General features: G+C 67.6%; 19 protein-coding genes. 8 read left to right on the top strand and 11 right to left on the bottom strand.

Features of this window, described 5'->3' with window-relative positions:
- Positions 1-133 precede the first annotated feature (133 nt).
- From ACLBWH_RS02125 to ACLBWH_RS02110, 4 genes are all read right to left on the bottom strand, one after another.
- Positions 134-1,441, bottom strand: a complete 1,308-nt coding sequence (locus ACLBWH_RS02125) for an OmpP1/FadL family transporter (protein WP_322847906.1) — start codon at positions 1,439-1,441, stop codon at positions 134-136.
- Positions 1,442-1,477: 36 nt separating this feature from the next.
- Positions 1,478-1,888, bottom strand: coding sequence for a DUF2147 domain-containing protein (locus ACLBWH_RS02120; protein ID WP_322847907.1), 411 nt, complete (start codon positions 1,886-1,888; stop codon positions 1,478-1,480).
- A gap of 655 nt (positions 1,889-2,543) precedes the next feature.
- A complete protein-coding gene (locus ACLBWH_RS02115) occupies positions 2,544-4,862 on the bottom strand; it encodes a 3-hydroxyacyl-CoA dehydrogenase NAD-binding domain-containing protein (protein WP_447796434.1) in 2,319 nt (772 codons plus the stop codon).
- A complete protein-coding gene (locus ACLBWH_RS02110; RefSeq protein WP_322847909.1) occupies positions 4,862-5,998 on the bottom strand; it encodes a thiolase family protein in 1,137 nt (378 codons plus the stop codon). The genes ACLBWH_RS02115 and ACLBWH_RS02110 overlap by 1 nt, the downstream gene beginning before the upstream one ends.
- 123 nt (positions 5,999-6,121) lie before the next feature.
- On the opposite strand from ACLBWH_RS02110, the gene ACLBWH_RS02105 reads away from it, so the two are divergent.
- The 4 genes from ACLBWH_RS02105 to ACLBWH_RS02090 all read left to right on the top strand — a co-directional run bounded on the left by ACLBWH_RS02105 (position 6,122) and on the right by ACLBWH_RS02090 (position 11,005).
- Entirely contained in the window at positions 6,122-7,816 is a 1,695-nt protein-coding gene (locus tag ACLBWH_RS02105) for a long-chain-fatty-acid--CoA ligase (protein ID WP_447796431.1), read from the top strand.
- 35 nt (positions 7,817-7,851) lie between these two features.
- Positions 7,852-8,262, top strand: a complete 411-nt coding sequence (locus ACLBWH_RS02100; RefSeq protein ID WP_416222372.1) for a MerR family transcriptional regulator — start codon at positions 7,852-7,854, stop codon at positions 8,260-8,262.
- Positions 8,263-8,541: 279 nt separating this feature from the next.
- Positions 8,542-9,582: a pyruvate dehydrogenase (acetyl-transferring) E1 component subunit alpha gene (gene pdhA / locus ACLBWH_RS02095; protein ID WP_322847912.1), complete on the top strand. Its 1,041-nt coding sequence runs from the start codon at positions 8,542-8,544 to the stop codon at positions 9,580-9,582.
- Between the two features lies 1 nt (position 9,583).
- Positions 9,584-11,005, top strand: a complete 1,422-nt coding sequence (locus ACLBWH_RS02090; RefSeq protein WP_447796428.1) for a pyruvate dehydrogenase complex E1 component subunit beta — start codon at positions 9,584-9,586, stop codon at positions 11,003-11,005.
- A gap of 114 nt (positions 11,006-11,119) precedes the next feature.
- Here the strand turns inward: ACLBWH_RS02090 and ACLBWH_RS02085 are convergent, their stop codons facing one another.
- From ACLBWH_RS02085 to ACLBWH_RS02075, 3 genes are read right to left on the bottom strand one after another with little or no spacing between them, the layout of a single operon-like run.
- Positions 11,120-11,851: a TadE/TadG family type IV pilus assembly protein gene (locus tag ACLBWH_RS02085; protein WP_447796426.1), complete on the bottom strand. Its 732-nt coding sequence runs from the start codon at positions 11,849-11,851 to the stop codon at positions 11,120-11,122.
- A complete protein-coding gene (locus ACLBWH_RS02080) occupies positions 11,848-12,447 on the bottom strand; it encodes a TadE/TadG family type IV pilus assembly protein (RefSeq protein ID WP_447796424.1) in 600 nt (199 codons plus the stop codon). Before ACLBWH_RS02080 ends, ACLBWH_RS02085 begins: the two co-directional genes overlap by 4 nt.
- A complete protein-coding gene (locus ACLBWH_RS02075) occupies positions 12,444-14,363 on the bottom strand; it encodes a TadE/TadG family type IV pilus assembly protein (RefSeq protein ID WP_322847916.1) in 1,920 nt (639 codons plus the stop codon). The genes ACLBWH_RS02080 and ACLBWH_RS02075 overlap by 4 nt, the downstream gene beginning before the upstream one ends.
- A gap of 76 nt (positions 14,364-14,439) precedes the next feature.
- Between ACLBWH_RS02075 and ACLBWH_RS02070 the strand changes: the two genes are divergently transcribed.
- The 3 genes from ACLBWH_RS02070 to ACLBWH_RS02060 are packed head-to-tail and all read left to right on the top strand — an operon-like array spanning position 14,440 to position 16,111.
- On the top strand, positions 14,440-15,114 hold the full coding sequence (locus ACLBWH_RS02070) for a squalene/phytoene synthase family protein (RefSeq protein WP_447796422.1): 675 nt from the start codon (positions 14,440-14,442) through the stop codon (positions 15,112-15,114).
- A gap of 56 nt (positions 15,115-15,170) precedes the next feature.
- Positions 15,171-15,611 (top strand): hypothetical protein, encoded by a 441-nt coding sequence (locus ACLBWH_RS02065; RefSeq protein WP_447796421.1) that lies wholly within the window; start codon positions 15,171-15,173, stop codon positions 15,609-15,611.
- Between the two features lie 29 nt (positions 15,612-15,640).
- The gene (locus ACLBWH_RS02060) at positions 15,641-16,111 is read left to right on the top strand and encodes a histidine kinase (RefSeq protein WP_447796695.1); all 471 of its coding nucleotides are present in this window, start codon (positions 15,641-15,643) and stop codon (positions 16,109-16,111) included.
- Here ACLBWH_RS02060 and trmFO read toward each other — a convergent pair.
- Positions 16,047-17,411: a methylenetetrahydrofolate--tRNA-(uracil(54)-C(5))-methyltransferase (FADH(2)-oxidizing) TrmFO gene (trmFO, locus tag ACLBWH_RS02055; RefSeq protein ID WP_447796420.1), complete on the bottom strand. Its 1,365-nt coding sequence runs from the start codon at positions 17,409-17,411 to the stop codon at positions 16,047-16,049. The genes ACLBWH_RS02060 and trmFO overlap by 65 nt on opposite strands.
- A gap of 65 nt (positions 17,412-17,476) precedes the next feature.
- On the opposite strand from trmFO, the gene ACLBWH_RS02050 reads away from it, so the two are divergent.
- Entirely contained in the window at positions 17,477-17,911 is a 435-nt protein-coding gene (locus ACLBWH_RS02050; RefSeq protein WP_447796418.1) for a DUF488 domain-containing protein, read from the top strand.
- Positions 17,912-18,012: 101 nt separating this feature from the next.
- Here ACLBWH_RS02050 and ACLBWH_RS02045 read toward each other — a convergent pair whose 3' ends face one another.
- The 3 genes from ACLBWH_RS02045 to ACLBWH_RS02035 all read right to left on the bottom strand — a co-directional run bounded on the left by ACLBWH_RS02045 (position 18,013) and on the right by ACLBWH_RS02035 (position 22,637).
- On the bottom strand, positions 18,013-19,803 hold the full coding sequence (locus tag ACLBWH_RS02045; protein WP_447796416.1) for a cation:proton antiporter domain-containing protein: 1,791 nt from the start codon (positions 19,801-19,803) through the stop codon (positions 18,013-18,015).
- 80 nt (positions 19,804-19,883) lie between these two features.
- On the bottom strand, positions 19,884-21,479 hold the full coding sequence (locus tag ACLBWH_RS02040; protein ID WP_447796414.1) for a long-chain fatty acid--CoA ligase: 1,596 nt from the start codon (positions 21,477-21,479) through the stop codon (positions 19,884-19,886).
- 168 nt (positions 21,480-21,647) lie between these two features.
- The gene (locus tag ACLBWH_RS02035) at positions 21,648-22,637 is read right to left on the bottom strand and encodes a lytic transglycosylase domain-containing protein (protein WP_447796693.1); all 990 of its coding nucleotides are present in this window, start codon (positions 22,635-22,637) and stop codon (positions 21,648-21,650) included.
- Positions 22,638-22,958: the final 321 nt, after the last annotated feature.

The raw sequence follows: 22,958 nt of genomic DNA, 5'->3' as shown, positions 1-22,958 counted from the left end.
CTATGATCCCGATCGTCCGTTGGCTCCGGTGGGGCTTATCCTGCCTTATCCAACCAAAGCAAACGCTTGGGGAGAGTACGCGGCAGGATAGGTCCGGGTTCCACCTAACATAGGCGAAACCCGGACTTTTTGGTCAGAAGCCGATATGCGCGCCCGCCGAGAGGACGATCGCGTGCGCGTCCTGCAACGTGCCATTGGTAGCAACGATCGTCTGCGCAGCGGTACCAAGGTAGGCGCCGGTGCGACGGTCGATCGTCGTGTCGGAGAAGTCGACATAGTTCGCCGCCAGATCGATGCCGATCTTCGGCGTCAGCTGGAAGGTGCCGCCGGCGCCGTAGTTCCAGCGGTTGGCGTCGGGCACGCGCGCGTCGCGCAGGCCGTCCTGCGTCGGGGTGGTCGCGCGCTGCACGCCGGCGCGCAGCGTCAGCTGCGGCGAGACGGCATAATCGACGCCGCCGGCGAGGCTGTAGCTGTCGCGATAATTTTCGGGCAGCGCGGTGTTGATCGGTGCGCCGAGACGGATCGCGTCGAACTTGCTCCAATTGTAGCGGACGGCCTGACCGTTGAGCGTCAACTGCGGCGTGGCGCGGATGCGTGCGCCGACGATGACTTGCGCGGGGGTGTAGAAGCTCGCCTCGACATCGTTGACGGTGCGGTTCTGCGTCGCGAGCGGGCCGACGAGACCCTCGACCAGCAGATCGCCCTTCAGCGTATGCTCGATGCGCGACTTGTAGCTGACGCCGACCGTCGCCCAGTCGTTATGCATCTGCATGCCTGCGGTCCAGCCGAGATCCCAGCCGTCGCCTTCCAGCTTCTGCCGGCCGTCGGTCGCCGAGGTGATGTTGGGCAGGTTGTTGCCGAGGCTGGCGTAGACGTGCTCGACGTTGGCAGCACCGCCGACGCGCAGCCAGTCGGTCAGCGCGATGGCGATCGACGGCTGGATGTCGATCGTCTGCAGCTTGGTGCGGGTCGCGCTGTAGCGGGTCCAGCTGGTCGAATCGTAATCGGTGGTGAAGCTGTACGGCGAGGTCACTGCGAGGCCGATCGCAACCGGGCCGAACGGCATCGCGATCGCGCCCGAGGGCAGCAGGCCGTTGTCGATCGGGTTGCGGGCGACGCTGTTGGCGCCGGCCGTGCCGTTGACCGGGGCGAATGCGCCGGCCGGCGTGCGCTGTACCACGGTGCCGTTATCGACGACCTTACCGCGTGGCAGGATGCCCGAAGCGTTGATGGCGGCTTCGCCATTCTCCATGCCGGCGATCGACGCGGGGTTCCACCACAGCGACTGCGGGCCGGTATCGGCAACTTCGCCCGAGAAGGCGCGACCGGCGCCGCGCGCCGACTGTTCCTGAAGGTAGAAGGCCTGCGCATGCGCGACGGTGGCGAAGCCGAACGAGCCGAGCACCGCGGTGGCGAGCAGGGAAGTCTTACGGAATGTCATTGGGGTAATCCTAAAGCTGACTGGGAATGGAGCGGATTAGCGGACGCGGGTCCAGGTCTGCGTCTTGCAGAGCGGCACGAAGACGCAGCCGCGGACCTTGAGCGTGTTCGCGTCGACCGGCGTCACCTTTGCCTTGTAGGTCTTGCCGTCGTCGGGATTGTAGATCTGGCCGCCGGACCAGCCGTCGCCGTCAGCGGTGAAGCCGCTGATCAGCAGCAGGCCCTTGAGCGGGCGGCTGCGCTGCGCGACGTTCTGGTTGTTGGCGTCCTTGAGGTCGGGCTGCCGGCGGAGCAGTTCGGAGGTCAGCAGGCGGCCGCAGATCGACGGGCCGCAGCGCTGGATCTCGACGATGCCGTTCTTCGTCTCCGTCTTCCAGCGACCGATCGCCGTGTCGGCGGCGGGGGCAGGGGCCGCTGCGAGCAGGGCGCCGAGCAAAAGCAGGGACATGATGATTCTCCTCTCCGGGATGCACGCTAACAGCCGCATGCATCGAACAAGCCTTCCAAAAGCTTTCGCGCCGCATCTGTACGGTCGCGGTATGTCGCCATCATTGCCGGTCAGAGATGAACGATGACCTAATGGCTAACAGGATGCCGTATACGGCAACCTGCGGCCCGCCTAACCCGCTGGCGTCGGGTGTCAAGCGCGGCTTGGGTGGGGATGGCGGGTTTTGAGGCACGTGCGGCGTGGCAGCCACGGGTAGAATTCCTCCCTCGCGAAGCGGGAACGTGAGGTTGGATTGCCCCCGGCAATCCAAGATCGTGCCGGGGGCACGATCGACCTCACGCTGGGGACCGCCGGCCGCAGGCCGGTGGTGGAGGGGGCGTTTCCCCATACGACCTCGTTCGCCGTATCCTCCCCCTCCGTCAGGCCTTCGGCCTGCCACTTTCTTGCGGGGGAGGACTTAGGCCGGATCGGCATTCATCGTCATAGCGTAAGTCCTCCCCCGCCAGGGGGAGGTGGCATGCCGCAGGCATGACGGAGGGGGAGGTAAGCGACACCTCGGTTCCGTGTCCTCCCCCACCGTCACGGCTTCGCCGCGCCACCTCCCCCTGGCGGGGGAGGAATTTAGCCAAAACTCCGAATGTCGATCCGGCCAAGGTCAGTTCCGTAACGGTTTCCCCGTCGTCAGCATCTGCTGGACGCGCGCCTGCGTCCGCGGGTCCTTTACCGCGGCCATGAAGCCTTCGCGTTCCAGCGTCAGGAGGTCGTCCTCCTGCACGATGTCGACCAGGTCGGCGTCGCCGCCGGTCAGCACCATCGCCAGCCGGCCCGAGACGATCTCGTCATATTCGGTCGCCAGACCCTTCTTGCGGAAGCCGTCGACCACGCCGGCGATGCCGCCGCGGCCGCTCTCGCCCGGCAGGCGGAAGGTCGGCTTCTCCGGCGCCGCATAGCTCTCGACCAAAGACAACGCCTTCGCCTTGGCGTCGGCGAGCAGCCGGTCGCGGTTCATCGTGATGCCGTCGTCCGGCCGCAGGAACATCATCTCCTTGGCGAGCGCCGCGGATTTGGAGACCTGCGCGGTCGAGATCGTCTCGAACGCCTTGGCGACCGCGGGCATCGGCCCGCGCGGCATCATCGGCGCCTTCGCGAACCGGTCGAGCATCTCGCCGTTGCCGCCCCAGCCGGGGAGCAGGCCGACGCCGCATTCGACGAGGCCGACATAGCTTTCCGCATGCGCCTGCACCGCGTCCGAATGGAGCAGCACTTCGCAGCCGCCGCCCAGCGCCATGCCGGCCGGCGCCGACACGACGGGGAAGGGGGCGTATTTCAGCGCCTTCAACGCCTGCTGACCGCCGGCGATCAGCTTCTCGATCTCGCCCCACATCCCCGCGGCGACGGCGAACATCGCCATGCCGAGATTGGCGCCGGCCGAGAAGTTCGAGCCCTCGTTGTAGATCACCAGCGCCTTGAACCGCGCCTCGACGATCGGAATCGCCTGTTGGATCAGCGCCATGATCTCGCCGTCGAGCGCGTTCATCTTGGTGGTGAATTCGAGCGCCGCGACGCCGTCGCCGATATCCCACAGCGCCGCGGAGGCATTCCTGACGATCGGCTCGGCGCCGAGCTTGATGTCCTCGAGCAGCACGACGCCTTCGCCGCGCACGACGTCGGCATAGTCGCCCTCAAGGGTGAGGAACTGGCGCTTGCCGTCGACGACGCGGTAGAAGGGACGATCGCCGGCGGTGTCGAGGATCGCGGGGACGCTGCGGCCCTCGTCGCGCAGCCGCGTGGCGAAGGTGGCGGCGCCGATCTTGTCGATCAGCTCGAACGGCCCGAACTTCCAATTGTAGCCGAGCTTCATCGCATCATCGATACCGACGATATCGTCGGCGGCCTCGCCGACCAGCATCGCGGCATAAGCGAGCGTCTTGCCGAGGATCTCCCACGCGTAATCGCCGACCTTGCCGGGGACCGCGATCAGCGCGGCGAGGTCCTTCTCCGCCTTGGGCGGCAATGCGGCGGGCTTGATCCCCTCGCGATAGTCGCCGGTGGCGAGATCGAGCGCGAGCTTGGTCCTGGTCGCCTTGTCGAAGCGGTAGAAGCCGCCCTTGCCCTTGCGGCCGGTGAAGCCGTCCGCGATCATCCGGTCGACCAGCGGCATCGGGCGGACGGTATCGAAATAGGGGTCGCCCTGCGGCAGCGTCGAGGACAGGCTCTTCGACAAGAGCGGCATCAGGTCGACGCCGACGAGATCGACGAGGCCGAAGATGCCGGTCTTGGGCACGCCCATCGGCCGGCCGCCGATCTGGTCGGCCTCCTCGATCGTGAGGCCCTGGTCCATCGCCGCGTTGATCGCGACCGCGAGCCAATAGGTGCCGATACGGTTGGCGATGAAGCCCGGCGTATCCTTGGCGCGGACGATGCGCTTGCCCATGAAGCGGTCGACGAACGCCTCGACCTTCTCCGCCACCGCGACATCGGTATGTTCGCCGCGGACGATCTCGATCAGCCGCATGTAGCGCGGCGGATTGAAGAAATGCGTGATGAGGAAGTCGGCCTTGAACTGGTCCGAACGCCCCTCGACCAGATTGGCCAGGGGGATCGTCGAGGTGTTCGACGACACCGCGGTGCCGGGCCGCTTCAGCGCCTCCAATTTGGCGTAGAGCGACTGCTTGATGTCGAGCCGCTCGACGATCGCCTCGATGATCCAGTCGCATGTCGCGACGCGGTCCAGATGATCGTCGATATTGCCCGTCTCGACCAGCTTCGCCGCGCCGATCGACATGAACGGCGCGGGATCGGTCTTGAGCATCCTGGCGACGGCGCTTTTGGCGACCGCGTCGCGATCGTCACCCTCGCGGGCGGGGATATCGAGCAGCAGCACGGGGATGCCGGCATTGGCGACCTGTGCGGCGATCCCCGCGCCCATCACGCCGGCGCCGATCACGCAGACCTTGCGAATAGCGTCGGCCATCATGCGCGCTCCAGTACCGTGGCGATGCCCTGACCGCCGCCGATACACTGGGTCGCCAGCGCATAGCGGCCGCCCTCGCGCTCGAGCAGCGCCGCCGCCTTGCCGACGATCCGCGCGCCGGTCGCGCCGAGCGGATGGCCGATCGCGATCGCGCCGCCGTCCTTGTTGATCGTATCGTCCTTGAGGCCGAGGTCGCGGATGCAGGCGATCGCCTGGCTGGCGAACGCCTCGTTGATCTCGACCACATCGAGGTCGGCGACCGACACGCCGGCGCGGGCGAGCGCCTTTTGCGAGGCGCTGATCGGGCCGAGGCCCATCGTCTCGGGCTCGATCCCCGACACGCCCACTGCCTTGATCCGGGCGAGGATCTTGAGACCGTGCTTCTTCGCGAACTCCTCGGAGGTGACGAGCACCGCCGACGCGCCGTCGGTCAGCGGCGACGAGGTGCCGGCGGTCACCGACCCGTCCTGGCTGAACGCGGGCTTGAGCGCGCCGAGCGCCTCGACCGTGGTGTCGGGGCGGATCGTGCCGTCCTCGCTGACCGTGCCGGCCTTGGTGGTGATCGGCACGATCTCGTCGGCGAGGCGGCCGTCGGCGCGCGCCGCAGCGGCCTTCTGCTGACTCTTCACCGCGAACGCATCCTGCTCGCCCCGGGTGATCTGATACTTGGTCGCGACGTTCTCGGCGGTGTCGCCCATTCCCATGTAGGCGCCGGGGTTCGCCTTCGCGAGCACCGGATTGGGAAGGGGATTGTAGCCACCCATCGGGATGCGGCTCATCGATTCGAGTCCGGCGCAGATGAACGCCTCGCCCGCGCCGATCTGGATCTGGCCCATCGCGATATGGATCGCGCTCATCGACGACCCGCAGAAGCGGTTGACCGTCATGCCGCCGACCGACAGCGGCAGATCGGCGAGCAGGCCGATCAGCCGCGCGACGTTGAGCCCCTGTTCGCCCTCCGGGAACGCGCAGCCGAGGATGATGTCCTCGATCTCGGACGCGTCGACGCCGGTCTTGTCGATCAGCCCGCGGATCGTCTGCGCGGCGAGGTCGTCCGGGCGGACGCGGGCGAGTGCGCCCTTGCCGGCGAGGTGGAAGGGCGAGCGCGCATAACCGGCAATGACGACGTTGGTCATGGAATCCTCTCTTTTGCAGGCAACCGAGACTTGCGGGATGCCGTATAGGTGCGATACCTTCCCATTACGTCAAGTGGCACGAGCGGACAATATGCTCGATGGATATGATGAGAGGATGGACGGATGAGCGACGACGCGAGCCGAGACACGAGCACCATTGTTGCCGCGCCGCTGGCGGTCCGGCACGGCGTGCCGCTGGTCGCGCAGCCGCGGCTGCTGGGTGACCTGCTCGCCCGGTCGGCGACGCGCTTTCCCGATCGGCCGGCGGTCGACTTCATGGGGCGGATCACGACCTGGGGTGCGCTCGCCGCCGATGTCGATCGCGCCGCCGCGGCGTTGCAGGCGCTCGGCGTCGTCAAGGGGACGCGCGTCGCCTTGTGCCTGCCCAATACGCCGTATTATCCGGTGCTGTTCTACGCGACGCTCAAGGCGGGCGGCATCGTCGTCAACGTCAACCCGCTCTACGTCGAGCGCGAGCTGACGCATCTGATCGAGGATTCGGGCGCCGAGATCATCGCCACCTGCGACATCGCCGACATCCAGGCGCGCGTGCTCAAGGTCGCGGGCGAGACGGGCATCCGCCACGTCATCAGCTGCCCGATCGCCGACGTGCTGCCGGGGCTCAAGAAACTCGGCTACAAACTGGTCAAGCGCAAGGAGATCGGCCGCGCGCCGGCGAGCGCCCGCCACCTCTATTACGCGGACTTCATGGCGAAGGGCGGCACGCCCGAATCGGTCGCGGTCGACCCGCACGAGGTCGCGGTACTGCAATATACCGGCGGCACCACCGGCGTGCCCAAGGCGGCGATGCTGAGCCATGCCAATATCGTCGCCAATACCGATGCGATGCTGGTCCATTGCGGCGGCGAGGTGCCCGATCAGGATCGCGTGCTCGGCGTACTGCCGCTGTTCCACGTCTTCGCGCTGACCAACGTGCTGACCTTCTCGACGCTCGTCGCCGCCGAGATGATCCTGCTGCCGCGCTTCGAACTGAAGCAATTGCTGGCGACGCTCAAGCGCACCCGCCCGACCTATTTCCCGGCGGTGCCGACGATCTACAACGCGCTTGCCAATCTGTCGGCCGAGCAGCGTCCTGATCTGTCGGCGATCAAGGTTTGCATCTCCGGCGGCGCGCCGCTGCCGGTCGAGGTGCGGCATGCGTTCGAGACCAACACCGGCGCCAAGCTGGTCGAGGGCTATGGCCTGTCCGAAGCCTCGCCGATCATCACCTGCAACCCGTTCGAGGGGGTGAACAAGGAAGGCTCGGCCGGCCTGCCGTTCCCCGGCACGACGATCGAGATCCGCGACCGAGAAAACCCGGCGCAGATCGTGCCGGCGGGCGAGAAGGGCGAGATCTGCGCGCGCGGGCCGCAGATCATGTCGGGCTATTGGCGCAAGCCGGCGGAGACCGAGGCGGCGTTCGCCGACGGCGCGCTGCGCACCGGCGACGTCGGCTATCTCGACGCCGACGGCTATCTGTTCATCGTCGACCGGATCAAGGACATGATCCTGTGCGGCGGCTACAACGTCTATCCGCGCGTCATCGAGGAGGCGCTGTACGAACACCCCGCGGTGGTCGAGGCGGTGGTGATCGGCGTCGCCGACGCGCATCGCGGCCAGGCGCCCAAGGCGTTCGTCGTGCTCAACCCGCCCGGCGCCGCGACGCCGGCGGAATTGCGCGATTTCCTGCGCGACAAGATCAGCAAGATCGAGCTTCCCCGCGAGGTGGAAATCCGCGACACTCTTCCCAAGACCTTGATCGGCAAGCTTTCCAAGAAGGAGCTTGTCGAGGAGGAACTCGCCAAGGCGGCGCGATAAGCGGTCGGGCAGGGGTAGGCGTCGGGGAGCGGATGATGGACGAGGGCGGAGACCTGCAGGGAATCCAGGAGGTGGCCGACATGCTCGGCATCACGCCGCGGACGCTGCGCTTCTACGAGGACAAGGGACTGATCGAACCGTCCCGGATCGGGACGACGCGGGTCTATCGCCGGCGTGAGATCGCGCGGATGCAGCTCATCCTGCGCGGCAAGCGGCTCGGCTTCTCGCTGACCGATATCGCCGAATTCCTCGACCTCTACGACGCCGATCCGCAGCATCTCGAACAGATGCGCGCGCTCGCCGAGCGCGTGCGCCAGCGCATCACCGAGCTGGAGCAGCAGCGCGACACGCTCGACCAGACGCTCGCCGATCTCGCCAAGCTGGAGGGCGAAGCGCTCGCCCGCGTCCACGCCCACGAACCCGACGGACGCCGCGCCGCGGGCTAGATTGGCGGAGACGGATGGGCCGGGGTACATCCGGTGTTTTGCAGAGGTCGCGAACTTGTACGGGGTCCACGGGGCTGCAGGGAACGGTTTCGCCTCAGATTCTTCTTCTCGCCGCGGCATGGACCTCGGAGCACGTCCGGATCGACGGGTGCCGCGCGGGATGCGATCGGATCGGTCCCATCCCGGTCCCGCACGACCTTCTTGCCTCAGGGAATTGATGTTCGGGCAGAAGGGGGACTATAGGCAGCGCCACATCCCCCAGGACCGTTGAGGTAATACGTGGCCAAATCGCCTGCTCCTCCCGCCGTACCGCTCACCAATCGCGAGCGTCCCGCCGATCCCAAGCCGTTCGAGGCGACCAAGGAGCAATTGCTCGATTTCTACAAGCACATGCTGCTGATCCGCCGGTTCGAGGAAAAGGCCGGCCAGCTGTACGGCCTGGGCTTCATTGGCGGCTTCTGCCACCTCTACATCGGTCAGGAAGCGGTCGCGGTCGGCCTGCAGTCGGCGCTGGACGGCGACAAGGACTCGGTGATCACCGGCTATCGCGATCACGGCCACATGCTCGCCTACGGCATCGATCCCAAGCTCATCATGGCGGAATTGACCGGCCGGGCCGCCGGCATCAGCCGCGGCAAGGGCGGTTCGATGCACATGTTCTCGACCGAGCATAAATTCTACGGCGGCCACGGCATCGTCGGCGCGCAGGTGTCGCTCGGCACCGGTCTCGCCTTCGGTCACAAGTACAGCAACGACGGTGGCGTCTGCCTCGCCTATTTCGGTGACGGTGCGGCCAACCAGGGCCAGGTGTACGAGAGCTTCAACATGGCCGAGCTGTGGAAGCTGCCGATCATCTTCGTGATCGAGAACAACCAATATGCGATGGGTACGAGCGTCAACCGCGCCTCGGCCGAGGACCAGCTGTATCGCCGCGGCGAGAGCTTCCGCATCCCCGGCATCCAGGTCGACGGCATGGACGTGCTCGCCTGCCGCGGTGCCGCCGAGGAGGCGCTCGCCTGGGTGCGCGCCGGCAAGGGGCCGGTCATCCTCGAGATGAAGACCTATCGCTATCGCGGCCATTCGATGTCCGACCCCGCCAAATATCGCAGCCGCGAGGAAGTGCAGGGGGTGCGCGACAAGTCCGATCCGATCGAGCACGTCAAGAAGCTGCTCGATGCGCAGGGCGTGACCGAGGCCGACCTCAAGACCATCGAACAAGAGATCCGCAAGACCGTGAACGAAGCCGCCGATTTCGCCGAAAGCACGCCCGAGCCCGCCGAGGCCGAGCTGTATACCGACGTGCTGGTGGAGACGTACTAAGATGGCAATCGAGATCAAGATGCCCGCCCTCTCCCCCACGATGGAGGAGGGCACGCTCGCCAAATGGCTCGTCAAGGAAGGCGACACCGTCAAGTCCGGCGACATCATGGCCGAGATCGAGACCGACAAGGCGACGATGGAGTTCGAGGCCGTCGATGAAGGCACGATCGGCAAGATCGTCGTCGCCGAGGGCACCGACAATGTGAAGGTCGGCGACGTCATCGCCGTGCTGCTCGAAGACGGCGAAAGCGCCGATGCGGCGACCACCGCCGGCTCGACCGCGGGCGAGGGCGCCAATCCCGCGCCCAAGAACGAGGCGACCGACCAGGCCGCACCGCCGATGCCGGAGGGCGCCGCGGCGGCCGAGCAGGAGAGCGGTACGCAGAAGCTCGTCGCTTCCGCCGAGAAGAAGGGTGTGGCTGACCCGGCGATCCCCGAAGGCACCGAGATGGTGAAGACCACCGTCCGCGAAGCGCTACGCGACGCGATGGCGGAGGAGATGCGCAAGGACGACCGCGTCTTCGTGATGGGCGAGGAGGTCGCGCAATATCAGGGCGCCTACAAGGTCACCCAGGGCCTGCTCGACGAGTTCGGCGACCGCCGCGTCATCGACACGCCGATCACCGAATATGGCTTCGCCGGCGTCGGCACCGGCGCGGCGATGGGCGGCCTGAAGCCGATCATCGAATTCATGACGTTCAACTTCGCCATGCAGGCGATCGACCACATCATCAATTCGGCGGCCAAGACCAACTATATGTCCGGCGGCCAGATGCGCTGCCCGATCGTCTTCCGCGGCCCCAACGGCGCGGCGAGCCGCGTCGGCGCGCAGCACAGCCAGAATTACGCGCCCTGGTATGCCAGTGTCCCCGGCCTGATCGTCATCGCGCCCTATGACGCGGCCGACGCCAAGGGCCTGCTCAAGGCGGCGATCCGGTCGGAAGACCCGGTCGTCTTCCTCGAGAACGAGCTGATGTACGGCCGATCGTTCGACGTTCCCAAGCTCGACGATTACGTCCTGCCGATCGGCAAGGCGCGGATCATGCGCGAGGGCAAGCACGTCACCCTGGTCAGCTATTCGATCGGCGTCGGCCTCGCGCTCGAAGCCGCCGAGACGCTGGCGGGCGAGGGCATCGAGGCGGAGGTGATCGACCTGCGCACGCTGCGCCCGCTCGACAAGGACACCGTGCTCAAGAGCCTCGCCAAGACCAACCGCCTCGTTGTGGTGGAAGAGGGGTGGCCGACCTGCTCGATCGCGTCGGAGATCACCGCGATTGTGATGGAAGAGGGGTTCGATGATCTCGACGCGCCGGTGCTGCGCGTCACCAACGAGGACGTGCCGCTGCCCTACGCCGCCAACCTCGAGAAGAAGGCGCTGATCGACGCCAAGCGCGTCGTCGCCACGGTGAAGAAGATCGTCTGATCGCGGTGGCGTGAACGGTTTTCGTTCGCTGCATCGGGAAAGGCCGGGCCATCGTGCCCGGCCTTTTGCGTTGCGGTCCGGCGACGCCCCGCCTGGCGGAGCGCCACATTACGGTCAATTCGCCGTATAGAGGTCGCAGAAATATTGCGTCGCGGCGGGGTTGGGATTGTAGATCTGGGTGAAATCGCGCCGGTCGCGGACGACGTAGGAGGCCGTGTAGCGGATGCGAGTCACCGCCGCGCCACCGGGCACCCAGGCCGCGCTGAAGATCGGCCGGTAATCGTAGCTGACCTCGATATACATCACGGCCGATCCGACCGGGGCGTTCACCTTCGTGCCACTCGTGTCGCCCATGCCGTCGGGCTGCGCTACGCCGGCGCTGCTCGCGTCGGTGCCGATGCCATCGCCGCGATCCATCGTGCCCTTGCTGCGATCGTACGTCGAATCGTAGCCCGTGCCGCTGCGTTTGCCGAGGCAGCGCTGCCAATGAAGATATTGGCTGCCGGCGGTCAGCTGTTCGAGGCTCGAAATGGTGATGCGGCCGCGATTGGTGAGATCGAGCGCTGCGCCCTGCAGCCGTGCCGACGTCAGCACGTCGTTGATGTCGGCCTCGCGCAACTGGGTGATGCCGCTGTTGCCCATCACGCCGACGCGCGATGCGGTGTCGGCCAGATTGAGCGCGACCTGGCTGACGCGCAGGTTGGTGATCGCCAGCCAGGCCATCTCCGTGCCCCAGGCGCCGATGCCGAGCACCAGCGGCAGCGTCAGGGCGAATTCGAGCAGCGCGAGGCCGCCCGTCTCTCGGGCAAGGTCGCGTGCCCGCCGCCGGATCCGAATCGTCGTCATTTCGGGCACACCAGCTGCGCGGTCGGGCCGGCCTGTGTCGCATAGGGCTGGTTCTTGAGGATCGTCGTCGCGCTGATCGTCGCGCGTTGCGGCCAGCCGATCATCTTCGCCAAAGGGAACAGGCGGGAGAATTGCACGGTCATCGTGTAGACGACGACGTCATTCGCGCCGCCCTGGCCGGCGATGCCCGGATCCAGATCGCGGGTGCCGTTGCCGTTCACGTCGGTGAAGCATTCGGTCGCCGCGTCGTACACGCCATTGTTGTTGTTGTCCTGAAACGGCTCCGCGGCGATATAGCCGAACTGGCCGAAGCTCTTGCGCGACGAGGTGCCCGTCGCCGTCCTGGCGACGCCGACGACCTGGCTCATCACCCGCTGGTCCAGCGTCGTGCCCGCATTCGCCGAGGCATTGTTCTGGATCGTGCCGTCGCGCCCCGCCTTTTGCACCGCGCCGGTCAACACCGCCTGCAGATAGGCCTGATAGGCGATGTCGCCCAGACCCATGATCAGCAGCAGCATAACCGGCACGACCATCGCAAATTCGATGATCGTGGCGCCGCGGGCGTTGGCTGCGAGCGTGCGCAGCCGCCGTCTCACTGGCTGATCCTCAGCATCGCCAGCCGCTGTGCGATCGTGCGGAACGCACCTTTGACCGCATCGGTGCTGCTCGCCTGGAACGCCTGGCCGGGGGACGCGCAATAGGTCAGGTCCGGGGTGATGCTCGTGCCGAGCGCGACGACGAAGATGCTGATGCCGCGCTTCTTGGCCGCATCGCATTCGATGCGGAAGCGCGCGGTGTGATTGGCATAATCCTGATTGTCGTTATTTGCGCCGCCGGTACGATTGTCCCAGTCCTCGACACCATATTGGCCATAGATCTCCCCGTTGGGCGACATGGTCCCATCGGTCATGAAGACGATGTTGCGCGACGGCGCGGGCCGTCCTGGTCGCGCGCTGGTATCTGCGGCGAACACGCCGTTGGGCGACAGCATCCGCAAGCCCCAGATCATCCCGACGTCGTGATAGGTGCCGCCCACCGCCTTGAAGTCGCTATTGTAGACGTAATCATTGACGTCCTGCGCGCTCATGACGGTCAGCCGCTGCGCCTGCATGCCGCAGGCCGTATAGGCACTGTTCGCGAGCGAATAGCCGGCGCGATAGCTGTTGCTGTTGTCGTTGGTGTTCTCGTCGGTGATATCCTGGAAACCGGTGTTGTTGCGCTGGTAGACGACATCCGGCCACAGCGGCCGCCACTTGTTCGTCGACGCCGCGGGGATGACGTCCGGGTTGAGGTCGTCGGGCAGCGCGTTCACGTCGAAGGTTGCACCCTTGGAGGTGTTGAGTTCCTCGATACAGCCCTTCCAGCCCGACGTGGACCCGTCGAACCGCGTCGGGTCGGCGACCGTGCCGCCGTTGATCGTGCCGAGCAGTTGCGAAACATCCCATTGCACCGGCTCGTAGCGCCAATAGGGGCGGAGCGGCTGTTGCCAGCCCGAACATGTCCCGCCCGACGAGGCACTCCAGCTCACGTTGTAATATTTCATCGCCTGTGGATAATTGGTGTTCCAATTGGGTCCGCTCGTCGTGAAGCCGGTCGCCGGGTAGCGCTGCGCAACGCACATCGCCTTGGGGATGTTGGAAAGCGAAAAGGGGACGGCAAGCAGCTGATAGGGGGCATAATCGCCGGGCAGCATCTTGTCGCTGCCGCCCCAGCCGACCGCGCCGATCAGCGGTGAGAGGTGGCGGCTCTGGTAGGTCCAGCTCTGCTGGAGATATTGCGCGGGGATAAGCCGGCCGACGTTGACCGCGGAGGCGTAGGGCACGAACCCGTAGCGGATGCGCGTCGACGGATCGGTGCTCGACCGCATCGTATTGTCGAAGAGCAGAACGGATTGGCGCAGCGATTCGATCTTCGAATAAGTGATCGCATTGCCCCAGCCATAGGCCGGCTTTTCCGTCGCATTGCCGCAGGTTGCCGGATCGCTGGGGTAGCAGTTCATCGAGCCGGTGATGTCGAGCACAAACATGACGTCGGCATCGCCGACATCGAATACCGCCTGGCAGGTGACCGTCAGCGTCCGCGCGCTCACCCCGAAAAATTGCATCAGCGCCATCGGCAACGTTGTCGAGGCGGTGCCGCTGACCGCATTGGCGACGCCGGCGGTGGTGTTCACCGACGCCTTGCTGGTCGAGAAACTGACGTTGCGGTTCTGATACCAGCCGGGACGGAAATTGTTGTTGAAGAAGGCGGTCGCCTGCGTCGCCGCGGCAGTTTCGAGCGGCGTCGACATCTGCGTGTCGATCATCGCCTTGCGCCCGGCGAGCACGCCGGCGTCGCAGGCCTGCTGAAGCCGCACTTTGACGACGTACAGTCGCGCCATGTCGACCGCCGATCCGGCGAACCCGATCAAGGGGATCAACGCGGCCGCCATGATCGCCAGCGTGTTGCCGCGGATGTCGCGGCGCAGCCGGGTCAGGAGACCGGGGGAAGAGGACGACCGCGACGTGGACATGGCCTGAAATCGGCTCTCGTTTGTTCTGTTGGACATTCCCAGTTAACCGGGTGGTATGAAATCGCAGTCAAACGGCATGGTTAACGAAGATCCACGCGCCAATGGGCCGCAGGCGGCCACCGACGGCCGCGCGCTTGCGTTGCTCGTTGCCGCCGCGCCCGCGCGCCCGCCGATCGAGGCGCTCTTCGCGCTCGACAGCCGTCTTGCCGGGATCGTCCGCGCGACGCGGGAGCCGATGGTCGGGCAGATGCGGCTGACGTGGTGGCACGAGGCGCTGACCAAGCTCGATCGCGAGCCGGCGCCTGCCGAGCCGTTGCTGCGCGACGTCCAGCGGCATCTGCTGCCGGCGGGGGTGAGCGGAGCGCGGGTGGCGGGAATGATCGACGGGTGGGAGGAGTTGATCGTGTCCGATCCGCTTGCCGCGGAGACGCTGGACCGTCACGCCGAGGCGCGGGGGGGCGGTCTGTTCGCGGCGGCGGCGGTGGTGCTCGGGGGCGACTCGCCGCTACTCGCACCGGCGGGGCGGGGCTGGGCGCTCGCCGATCTCGCCGGGCATTTGTCCGCGCCGGCGGCGGCCGGACTCGCAGCAGACGCCGCGCAGCGCGAGTTGTCGCAAGCTTTTTCAGCGCCTTGGCCAGCAAAGCTGCGCCCGATCGGTGTGTTGAGCCTGATCGCGCGGCTGGATGCCGCCCCCGGATCGGCACTTGCCAAGGCTTTGAAGGTAGGGCGGTTTAGAATAACCGGTCGATGAACATTTGCGGTGACCGCTCGCCATGCTAGCCTCGACTTGCGGCGGGGGACTCGGCGATGCGGCGACGGCTGATGGAAGAGGTGGCGTTACTCGTCGGCTGTAGCGTCGGCCTGGTCGCGGTGCTGCACGCCGATGGACCGTCGACCGTGCCGCCCGCGGAAACCCTGCACAGGCCGGCGTGGCCGCCGACCTCGCCGGATGCCGCGGCGGCCGCGCATGCCCGGCTGGCCGCGCACGATCGTAACCGCGACGGCGTGCTGTCGCGCGACGAATATCGCGCCGCCGCGCGGGCGGCGTTCGCCCGGCTGGATGCCGATGGCGACCGCCGGCTCGATCTGGGGGAATGGGCCGATCCGCAGTTCGACGCGGCGGATCGCGATCGCTCGAGCACGATCGACGCAGGCGAATTGGGCAAATGGCTCGATCCCCGGCGCGATGTGGCGCGTGGGGCGGGGGGCCGCTGGCCGGACCCGCCGCGCGGCCTGTCGCTGGGATGAGCGAGGGCTGAGACAGAGGGGGACGTATGATGTGGCGATATTGGGCGATCGGTGCGGCGGTGCTCGCGGCGGTGGCGGGGGGCGTGATGCTGTTCGGCGGATCGGTACGACCGGCGCTGCTGCCCGCGCAGCCCGCGGTGCAGGCGGCGGCGGCGGCGCCCGTCGGGGGCACGGCCGACGCCGACCCGGTGCCCGAAGCCTCCGAGGCGACGCGCGAGCAGAAACGCTTCGCGCGCTACGACCGGGATCAGGACGGCAAGGTGACGCGCGACGAATATCTCGCCAACCGGCGCAAGGGCTTCGCCAAGCTCGACGCCAATGGCGACGGCCGGCTCGACTTCGACGAATGGGCGGCCAAGGCGACCGCCAAGTTCGTCGCCGCGGACCATGACCAATCCGGCGCGATGGACGCCGCCGAATTCGCCACCACCGCGGTCAAGCGGAAGCCATCGTCCCGGCCGAAATGTCCGCCGGCTGCGGCGCCGGCGGAGGAGAGTTGAGCCAGCCGGCGAAGGCGGTGCGCGCGCGATCGGTATACATGCGCTTGCGGTCGGCCTTCTTGGTGCGGCCGGGGATCGGCGGCATCAGCCCGAAATTGACGTTCATCGGCTGATAGGTCTCGGCCTCCGCGCCGCCGGTGATATGGCCGAGCAAGGCGCCGAGCGCGGTCTCCACCGGCGGCGGCGCGAGCGTCTCGCCCGCCGATTCCGCCGCGGCGAAGCGGCCGGCGAGCAGGCCGATCGCGGCGCTTTCGATATAGCCTTCGCAGCCGGTGATCTGGCCGGCGAAGCGCAGGTTCGGGCGGCTCTTTAGCCGCAGCGTCGGGTCGAGCAGCTCGGGCGAGCGGATGAAGGTGTTGCGGTGCAGCCCGCCGAGCCGTGCGAAGTCCGCATTCTGCAGGCCGGGGATGGTGCGGAACAGCCGGACCTGTTCGGCGTGCTTCAGCTTGGTCTGGAACCCGACGATGTTCCACAGCGTGCCCTGCGCATTGTCCTGGCGGAGCTGGACCACCGCATAGGGCCAGCGCCCGGTGCGGGGATTGTCGAGGCCGACCGGCTTCATCGGGCCGTAGCGCAGCGTATCGAGCCCGCGCTCGGCCATCACCTCGATCGGCATGCACCCCTCGAAATAGGGCGTGTCCTTTTCCCAATCCTTGAACTCGGTCTTCTCGCCGGCGATCAGCGCGGCGTGGAAGGCGAGATATTGCTCCTTGTCCATCGGGCAGTTGATGTAATCGGCCTCGCCCTTGTCCCAGCGCGACGCCTTCCACGCGACGTCCATGTCGATCGTGTCGGCGTGGACGATGGGGGCGAGCGCATCGAAGAAGGCGAGCGCCTCCGCCCCCGTCGCGCCGCCGATCGCCTGCGCCAAGCCCGCCGCGGTCAGCGGCCCGGTGGCGAGGATCGCCGGCCCTTCCGGCAGCGTGTCGACCCGCTCGCGCACGAGCGTGACGTTGGGATGATCGGCAAGCGCCGCGGTGACGCCGGCGGAATAGCCGTCGCGGTCGACCGCCAGCGCCGACCCGGCGGGAACGCGATGCGCGTCCGCCTGGCGCATGATCAGCGACCCCATCGCGCGCATCTCCTGGTGGAGCAGGCCGACCGCATTGGCCTCCGCATCGTCCGAGCGGAAGCTGTTCGAGCAGACGAGTTCGGCGAGATGGTCGGTCTGATGCGCGGGGGTGCGCTCGCCCGAGCCGCGCATCTCCGACAGGCGGACGCGATAACCCGCCTCGGCGAGTTGCCAGGCGGCTTCCGAACCGGCGAGGCCGCCGCCGACGATATGGATATCATGGGTCATATGGGTGCCTTAGGCCGCACCGCGGCGGCGGGCAACGCGGCGGTCGGCTCGTGCGTTCGGCCGGCATGACCACGATCTACACCATCGGCTATGAAGCCACGACGATGGCCGACTTCCTCGCCGCTTTGCACCGTGCGGGGGTGAAAAGGGTGATCGACGTGCGCGCGCTGCCGTTGTCGCGGCGGCCCGGCTTCTCGAAATCCTCGCTCGCCGCCAGCCTCGCCGAGGCGGGGATCGCCTATGTCCACCTCAAGGCGCTCGGCACCCCCAAGCGCGGGCGCGACGCCGCCAAGAAGGGCGACGTGGCGACGCTGGAGGCGGTGTATGAGGAGCAACTCGAACTGCCCGAGGCGCAGGCGGCTGCCGCCATCATGCTGGGATTGGCTGCGGAGACGCCGAGCGCGCTGCTCTGCTTCGAGCGCGACCCGAAACATTGCCATCGTACGCTGCTGCTCGAGGCGGTCGGTGAGGGGGCGGAGGTTGTCGACCTGTATACATGAGCGGCGGTTTTTGCCGCCGTTGGCACTGAGCTTGTCGAAGTGTCTTGAGACTCACTTGCCCTTCGACAGGCTCAGGGCGAACGGCGTGATGGTAGGACCGTTCACACCTTGCCCGGCACGGCTTCCCCCAGCCGCCGGACGCGCCGGATGCGGGGTTCGCGGTCGATCTCCGCCTCGGCGCGGATCGACTGGCGCAGTTCGTCGCGCTTCTCGTGGATCGAGGCGATCACCGGTCCCATCGCGACGCCGAGGTCGACCAGTACCGCCTCGGACAATTGCAGCGAGCTCTCCAGCGTTTCCGGCACCGCGTCGGTCACGCCGGCGCGATAGAGTTCGGCGGCGTGGCGCGGATCGCGGGCGCGGGCGATGATCGGCAGATCGGGGGCGAGCGCGCGCATCCGCCGGGTGAGCTGCACGGTCAGCACCGGATCGTCCATCGTCAGGATCAGCGCGCGGGCGCGGGCGAGGTCGAGCCGTTCGACCCAATCGCCGCGCGCGATATCGCCGAACAGCACCGGATGGCCGCTGCGCCGCGCCTCGGCGACGGTGTCGATATCCGCCTCGACCGCGATATAGCGCTGGCCGTGGACCGCGAGCATGTCGGACACCATCCGCCCGACGCGGCCGAAGCCGATCACCACCGCACCCGGCCCCTCGCCGAGCGCGTCCTCGGGCAGGCCGTCGCCGGGGGTGAAGCGGTCGATCCCGCGCGACAAGCGCTGGCCGGCCTTGGCGAGCAGCGGCGTGATCGTCAGGCCGATCGCGGTCACCGTCTGCCAGAAGGCGGCGGTGGACGGCAGGATGAGCTGCGCCTGCGCCGCGGTGGCGAGCACGATCAGCGTCGTCTCCGACGGACTGCCCATCAGCAGCCCGGTCTCGGCGGCGATACCGCGCCCGGTCTGCGCGACGCGGAGCAGCAGATAAGTGACGACCGCCTTTACCCCGACCACCGCGACCACCGCGCCGAGCAGCGACGGCCAATTGGCCAGCACCTCGCGCAGGTTGACGCTCATCCCGACGGTGATCAGGAAGACGCCGAGCGCGAGGCCCTTGAAGGGCGCGGTCATCACCTCGACTTCGGTGTGGTATTCGGTCTCGGCGATCAGCAGCCCGGCGAGCAACGCGCCGACGATCGGCGACAGGCCGGCGGCGGTGGTTGCGACGCTGGCGGTGATGACGACGAGCAGCGAGGCGGCGAGGAAGAGTTCCGGGCTCTTGGTGCGCGCCGCCTGTGCGAACAGGCGCGGCAGCACCAGCCGGCCGCCGAGGTACATCACCACCACCGTCGCCAGCCCGCGCAACGCGACGCCGGCGATGCCGACCCAGCCGTCGGGGCTGGCGGTCGGCGCCATCGCGCCGAGCGCGAAGATGATCGGCACCAGCGCGAGATCCTCGAACAGCAGCATCGCGAAGGCGGCGCGGCCGACCGGGCTGGTCGTGCCGACGAGCGGCAGCACCAATGCGGTCGAGGACAGCGCCAGCGCGAGGCCGAGGCCGGCGGCGCCGCCCCAATCCTGGCCGAGCAGATGCACCGCCACCGCGATCAGCGCCGCCGAGCCGATCAGCTCGGCCGGTCCGGTGCCGAACACCTGCGCGCGCATCGACCACAAGCGCTTGAACGAGAGTTCGAGCCCGATCGAGAACAGCAGCAGCACGATGCCGAATTCGGCGAACGGCTCGATCGAATGCGGGTTGGAGATGGTGAGGTAATAGAGCCACGGCGCGCGGCCGGTCAGCGCGCCGAGCCCGTCGGGGCCGACGAGCATGCCGACGAGGATGAAGCCGATGATCGGGCTGACCCGGAAGCGCGCGAAGGCGGGGATCACCAGCCCCGCCGCCCCCAGGATCACCAGCGCGTCGCTGAAGCCCGCATTATCCAGTCCGATCGCCATAAGGGGATTGTAGGCACCAGCCGGGAAATGTCAGCCGATGATTGCGATTTCGGCGATCACGCAGCCGGGGAGGGGATCGGTCACTTCGTTTCCGCGAACCGATAGTCCCGGAATTGCTCGCGCAGCGCGGTCTTGAGCAATTTGCCCGTCGCGGTGTGCGGCAGCGTATCTACGAACGCGATCCCATCGGGCAGCCACCATTTCGCCACCACGCCGGCGAGATGGTCGAGGATCGCGCGCGCGCTGACGTCGCTGCCCGGCTTGCGGACGACGACGAGCAGCGGCCGTTCGTCCCATTTGGGATGCGCGATGCCGATCGCCGCCGCCTCGGCGACGCCGGGGCAGCCGATCGCGGCATTTTCCAGCTCGACCGAGCTGATCCACTCGCCGCCCGATTTGATCACGTCCTTCGACCGGTCGGTGATCTGCATCGTGCCGTCGGGGTGGATCACCGCGACGTCGCCGGTGTCGAACCAGCCGTCGGCGTCGATCGCATCCGCCTCGGCGCGGAAATAGCGTTTGATCACCCACGGGCCGCGGATGTGCAGCCGCCCCGCGCTGGTGCCGTCGCGGAGCAGCGGCGTGCCGTCGTCGTCGCGCACGACCAGCTCGACGCCATAAGGCACGCTGCCCTGTTTGGTGAGCAGGTCGAGTTGGCGGTCGCGCGGCCAGCTCGGCCAGTCCGGCGGCGGTGCGGCGGCGGTGGCGACCGGGGAGGTCTCGGTCATCCCCCACAGATGCTTGACCTCGACGCCCATGTCGATCAGCCGCGCGATCATCGCGCGGGGCGCCGCCGAGCCGCCGATCGTCGCCATCCTGAGCGCGCGCGGCGTCTCGCCGGTCGCGTCGATATGCGCGAACATCGCCAGCCACACCGTCGGCACGCCCGACGAGATCGTGACGCCTTCGCGGTTCATCAGATCGCACAGCACCCTGGCGTCGTTGACCGCGGAGAAGACGAGCTTCGCCCCGGCGAGCGGTGCGGCGAACGGCGTACCCCAGGCGGCGGCGTGGAACAGCGGCACGACCGGCAGCAGCACCGCCGCCGACGACAGGCCGAGCACCGCGGGCGAGGCGACGAGCAGCGCGTGGAGCAGGATCGACCGGTGGTCGTAGAGCACGCCCTTGGGATGGCCGGTGGTGCCGCTGGTGTAGCAGAGCATGCAGGCTTCGCGCTCCGATCCGGTGACCCAGGCATAATCGCCATCCTCGGGCGCGATCAGCGCGGCGACGCCGTCGGCGCCGTCGCTGTCCATCACCACATAACGGTCGATGCTGGTCCATCGCGCGCGCAGCCGGTCCACGATCGGCTGGAAGGCGCGATCGTAGAGCAACACGCGATCCTCGGCATGGTTGGCGATATAGACGAGCTGATCGTCGAACAGCCGCGGGTTGATCGTGTGGATCACCGCGCCCATGCCGATCGTCGCATACCAGGCGGCGAGATGGTTGCCGTGGTTCATCGCCAGCGTCGCCACCCGCTCGCCGGGCCGCACCCCGAGCCGTTCGAGCGCCTGTGCCAGCCGCTTGGCGTCGTGCGACAGGGTGCGCCAGTCGCTGCGCGTCTCGCTGCCGTCGGCCCAGTGCGTGACGATCTCGCGGGTCGGGTGCTCGCGTGCGGCGTGATCGATCAGGGTCGATACCCGCAGCTCGAAATCCTGCATCCCGCCGAGCATCGATTCGTCCTTTCCCATGGCGCGCGGGGGTCATCCCACATCGGACCGAACCATACCGCAGGAAGGAGATGAGGCAAGCTCACGAGCCGTGACGAAGGATTGCTCGCTTATTCCTCCCCCTGGCGGGGGAGGAATTGGATACGTCCGGCCTTAACGCGACCCTCCGCCTCAGTTCCCCGTCACCGTCCGCGATTGCGGGCTCACGCTGCCGTTCACCGCGATCGCGGTGTTGCTCGGGCGTCCCGCGATGCGGACCGCCGCGGCGCCGGGCAGGCCGGGGAAGCGCGGCCACAGGCCCTGCGCCAGCGCGGAGCGGCTGACCGATGCCTTGCGGCCGCCCTGCGCCTCGTACATCCAGTAATTGCGCAGCACCGTCGTGACATAGCCGCGCGTCTCCCAATACGGGATGCTCTCGATATAGAGCAGCGGATCGCCGTTATCGTGGACGATCGCGTTCCAGTCGCCGACCGGGCGGGGCCCCGCATTATAGGCGGCGATCACCTTGGGCAGCAGCCCGCCGGTCACCCCGGCCATGTCGCGCAGCCGTTCGAGATGGCGCTGGCCGATATCCATGTTGGTGGCGGGCTTGGTCAGCGCGGTCTTGTCGAGCGGCAGGCCGCGTTCGCGCGAATAATCGGTTGCGGCGGCGGGCATGATCTGCATCAGGCCGTACGCGCCGGCCGGGCTCACCACCTTGTTGCGGAAGCCGCTTTCTTCCAGCGTGTGCGCGTAGACGAGCGCCTTGTCGACGCGCCAGCCGCTCGACGGCGTCCAGTTCGGCGTCGGATAGCGCGCCTCGGCGGTGGCGACGACGCCCTGCGGGCAATTGTGCGCGAGCCACACCGTCGTGGCGGGCAGGCTCAGCGCCTCGGCGACGCGGACGAGGCTGCCGAACTCCGACGGGTCGCCGATCCGCGCCTGCTGGCGCACGACGGTGTCGGCGAGGTCGGTCTCGCCGATCTCGGCGAGCGCGGCGGCGACGCGGATGTTGGGCCGCTTGTCGAGCCGCGCCCAGTCGGCGGCGACGATCTGCGTCGACGGCTTGCCCTTGTCCTTGATCAGCAGCGCCTGGCGCGACAATTGGCCGTAGAAGCTCTCGGAGAATTGCGCCGCGGATTGCAGCCGCGCCTGCACCTTGTCGGGGCGGCCGCAGACCATGTCGGCGCGCGACGTCCAATACAGCGCGGCGGCGCGCAGGTCGACGTCGGTCGCGCGCGCGGCGACGCCCTCGAAGCCGCTTTCCGCTGCGGCGCAATCGTTCTGCCGCCAGGCGGCGAGCGCGCCGGTCCAGCGGCCCTGCACCGCCCAGTCGCCATAGCCGGCGGCGGCCTTCGCCGCCATCGCCCGCGTGTTCACGTCGTCACCGGTGAGGAAATACATCCAGGCGACCTTCGCCTGCCATTCGGTCTGCGCCTCGACGGTGAGGCCCGGCGTCGTCTCCAGCAGCGCCTGCGCCTCCGCCCCCATGTCGGCCTTGAC

Source organism: Sphingomonas sp. M6A6_1c (assembly GCF_053345135.1).
The sequence above is the reverse complement of the archived record's forward strand: the minus strand, read 5'-3'. Positions and strand labels throughout refer to the sequence as shown.

Coding starts and splice junctions, on each gene's coding strand:
- ACLBWH_RS02125 (WP_322847906.1), bottom strand. CDS start 1,441: ATGACATTCCGTAAGACTTCCCTGCTCGCCACCGCGGTGCTCGGCTCG.
- ACLBWH_RS02120 (WP_322847907.1), bottom strand. CDS start 1,888: ATGTCCCTGCTTTTGCTCGGCGCCCTGCTCGCAGCGGCCCCTGCCCCC.
- ACLBWH_RS02115 (WP_447796434.1), bottom strand. CDS start 4,862: ATGGCCGACGCTATTCGCAAGGTCTGCGTGATCGGCGCCGGCGTGATG.
- ACLBWH_RS02110 (WP_322847909.1), bottom strand. CDS start 5,998: ATGACCAACGTCGTCATTGCCGGTTATGCGCGCTCGCCCTTCCACCTC.
- ACLBWH_RS02105 (WP_447796431.1), top strand. CDS start 6,122: ATGAGCGACGACGCGAGCCGAGACACGAGCACCATTGTTGCCGCGCCG.
- ACLBWH_RS02100 (WP_416222372.1), top strand. CDS start 7,852: ATGGACGAGGGCGGAGACCTGCAGGGAATCCAGGAGGTGGCCGACATG.
- ACLBWH_RS02090 (WP_447796428.1), top strand. CDS start 9,584: ATGGCAATCGAGATCAAGATGCCCGCCCTCTCCCCCACGATGGAGGAG.
- ACLBWH_RS02085 (WP_447796426.1), bottom strand. CDS start 11,851: ATGACGACGATTCGGATCCGGCGGCGGGCACGCGACCTTGCCCGAGAG.
- ACLBWH_RS02075 (WP_322847916.1), bottom strand. CDS start 14,363: ATGTCCACGTCGCGGTCGTCCTCTTCCCCCGGTCTCCTGACCCGGCTG.
- ACLBWH_RS02070 (WP_447796422.1), top strand. CDS start 14,440: ATGGTTAACGAAGATCCACGCGCCAATGGGCCGCAGGCGGCCACCGAC.
- ACLBWH_RS02065 (WP_447796421.1), top strand. CDS start 15,171: ATGCGGCGACGGCTGATGGAAGAGGTGGCGTTACTCGTCGGCTGTAGC.
- ACLBWH_RS02060 (WP_447796695.1), top strand. CDS start 15,641: ATGTGGCGATATTGGGCGATCGGTGCGGCGGTGCTCGCGGCGGTGGCG.
- trmFO (WP_447796420.1), bottom strand. CDS start 17,411: ATGACCCATGATATCCATATCGTCGGCGGCGGCCTCGCCGGTTCGGAA.
- ACLBWH_RS02050 (WP_447796418.1), top strand. CDS start 17,477: ATGACCACGATCTACACCATCGGCTATGAAGCCACGACGATGGCCGAC.
- ACLBWH_RS02045 (WP_447796416.1), bottom strand. CDS start 19,803: ATGGCGATCGGACTGGATAATGCGGGCTTCAGCGACGCGCTGGTGATC.
- ACLBWH_RS02040 (WP_447796414.1), bottom strand. CDS start 21,479: ATGCTCGGCGGGATGCAGGATTTCGAGCTGCGGGTATCGACCCTGATC.
- ACLBWH_RS02035 (WP_447796693.1), bottom strand. CDS start 22,637: ATGGTCTGCGGCCGCCCCGACAAGGTGCAGGCGCGGCTGCAATCCGCG.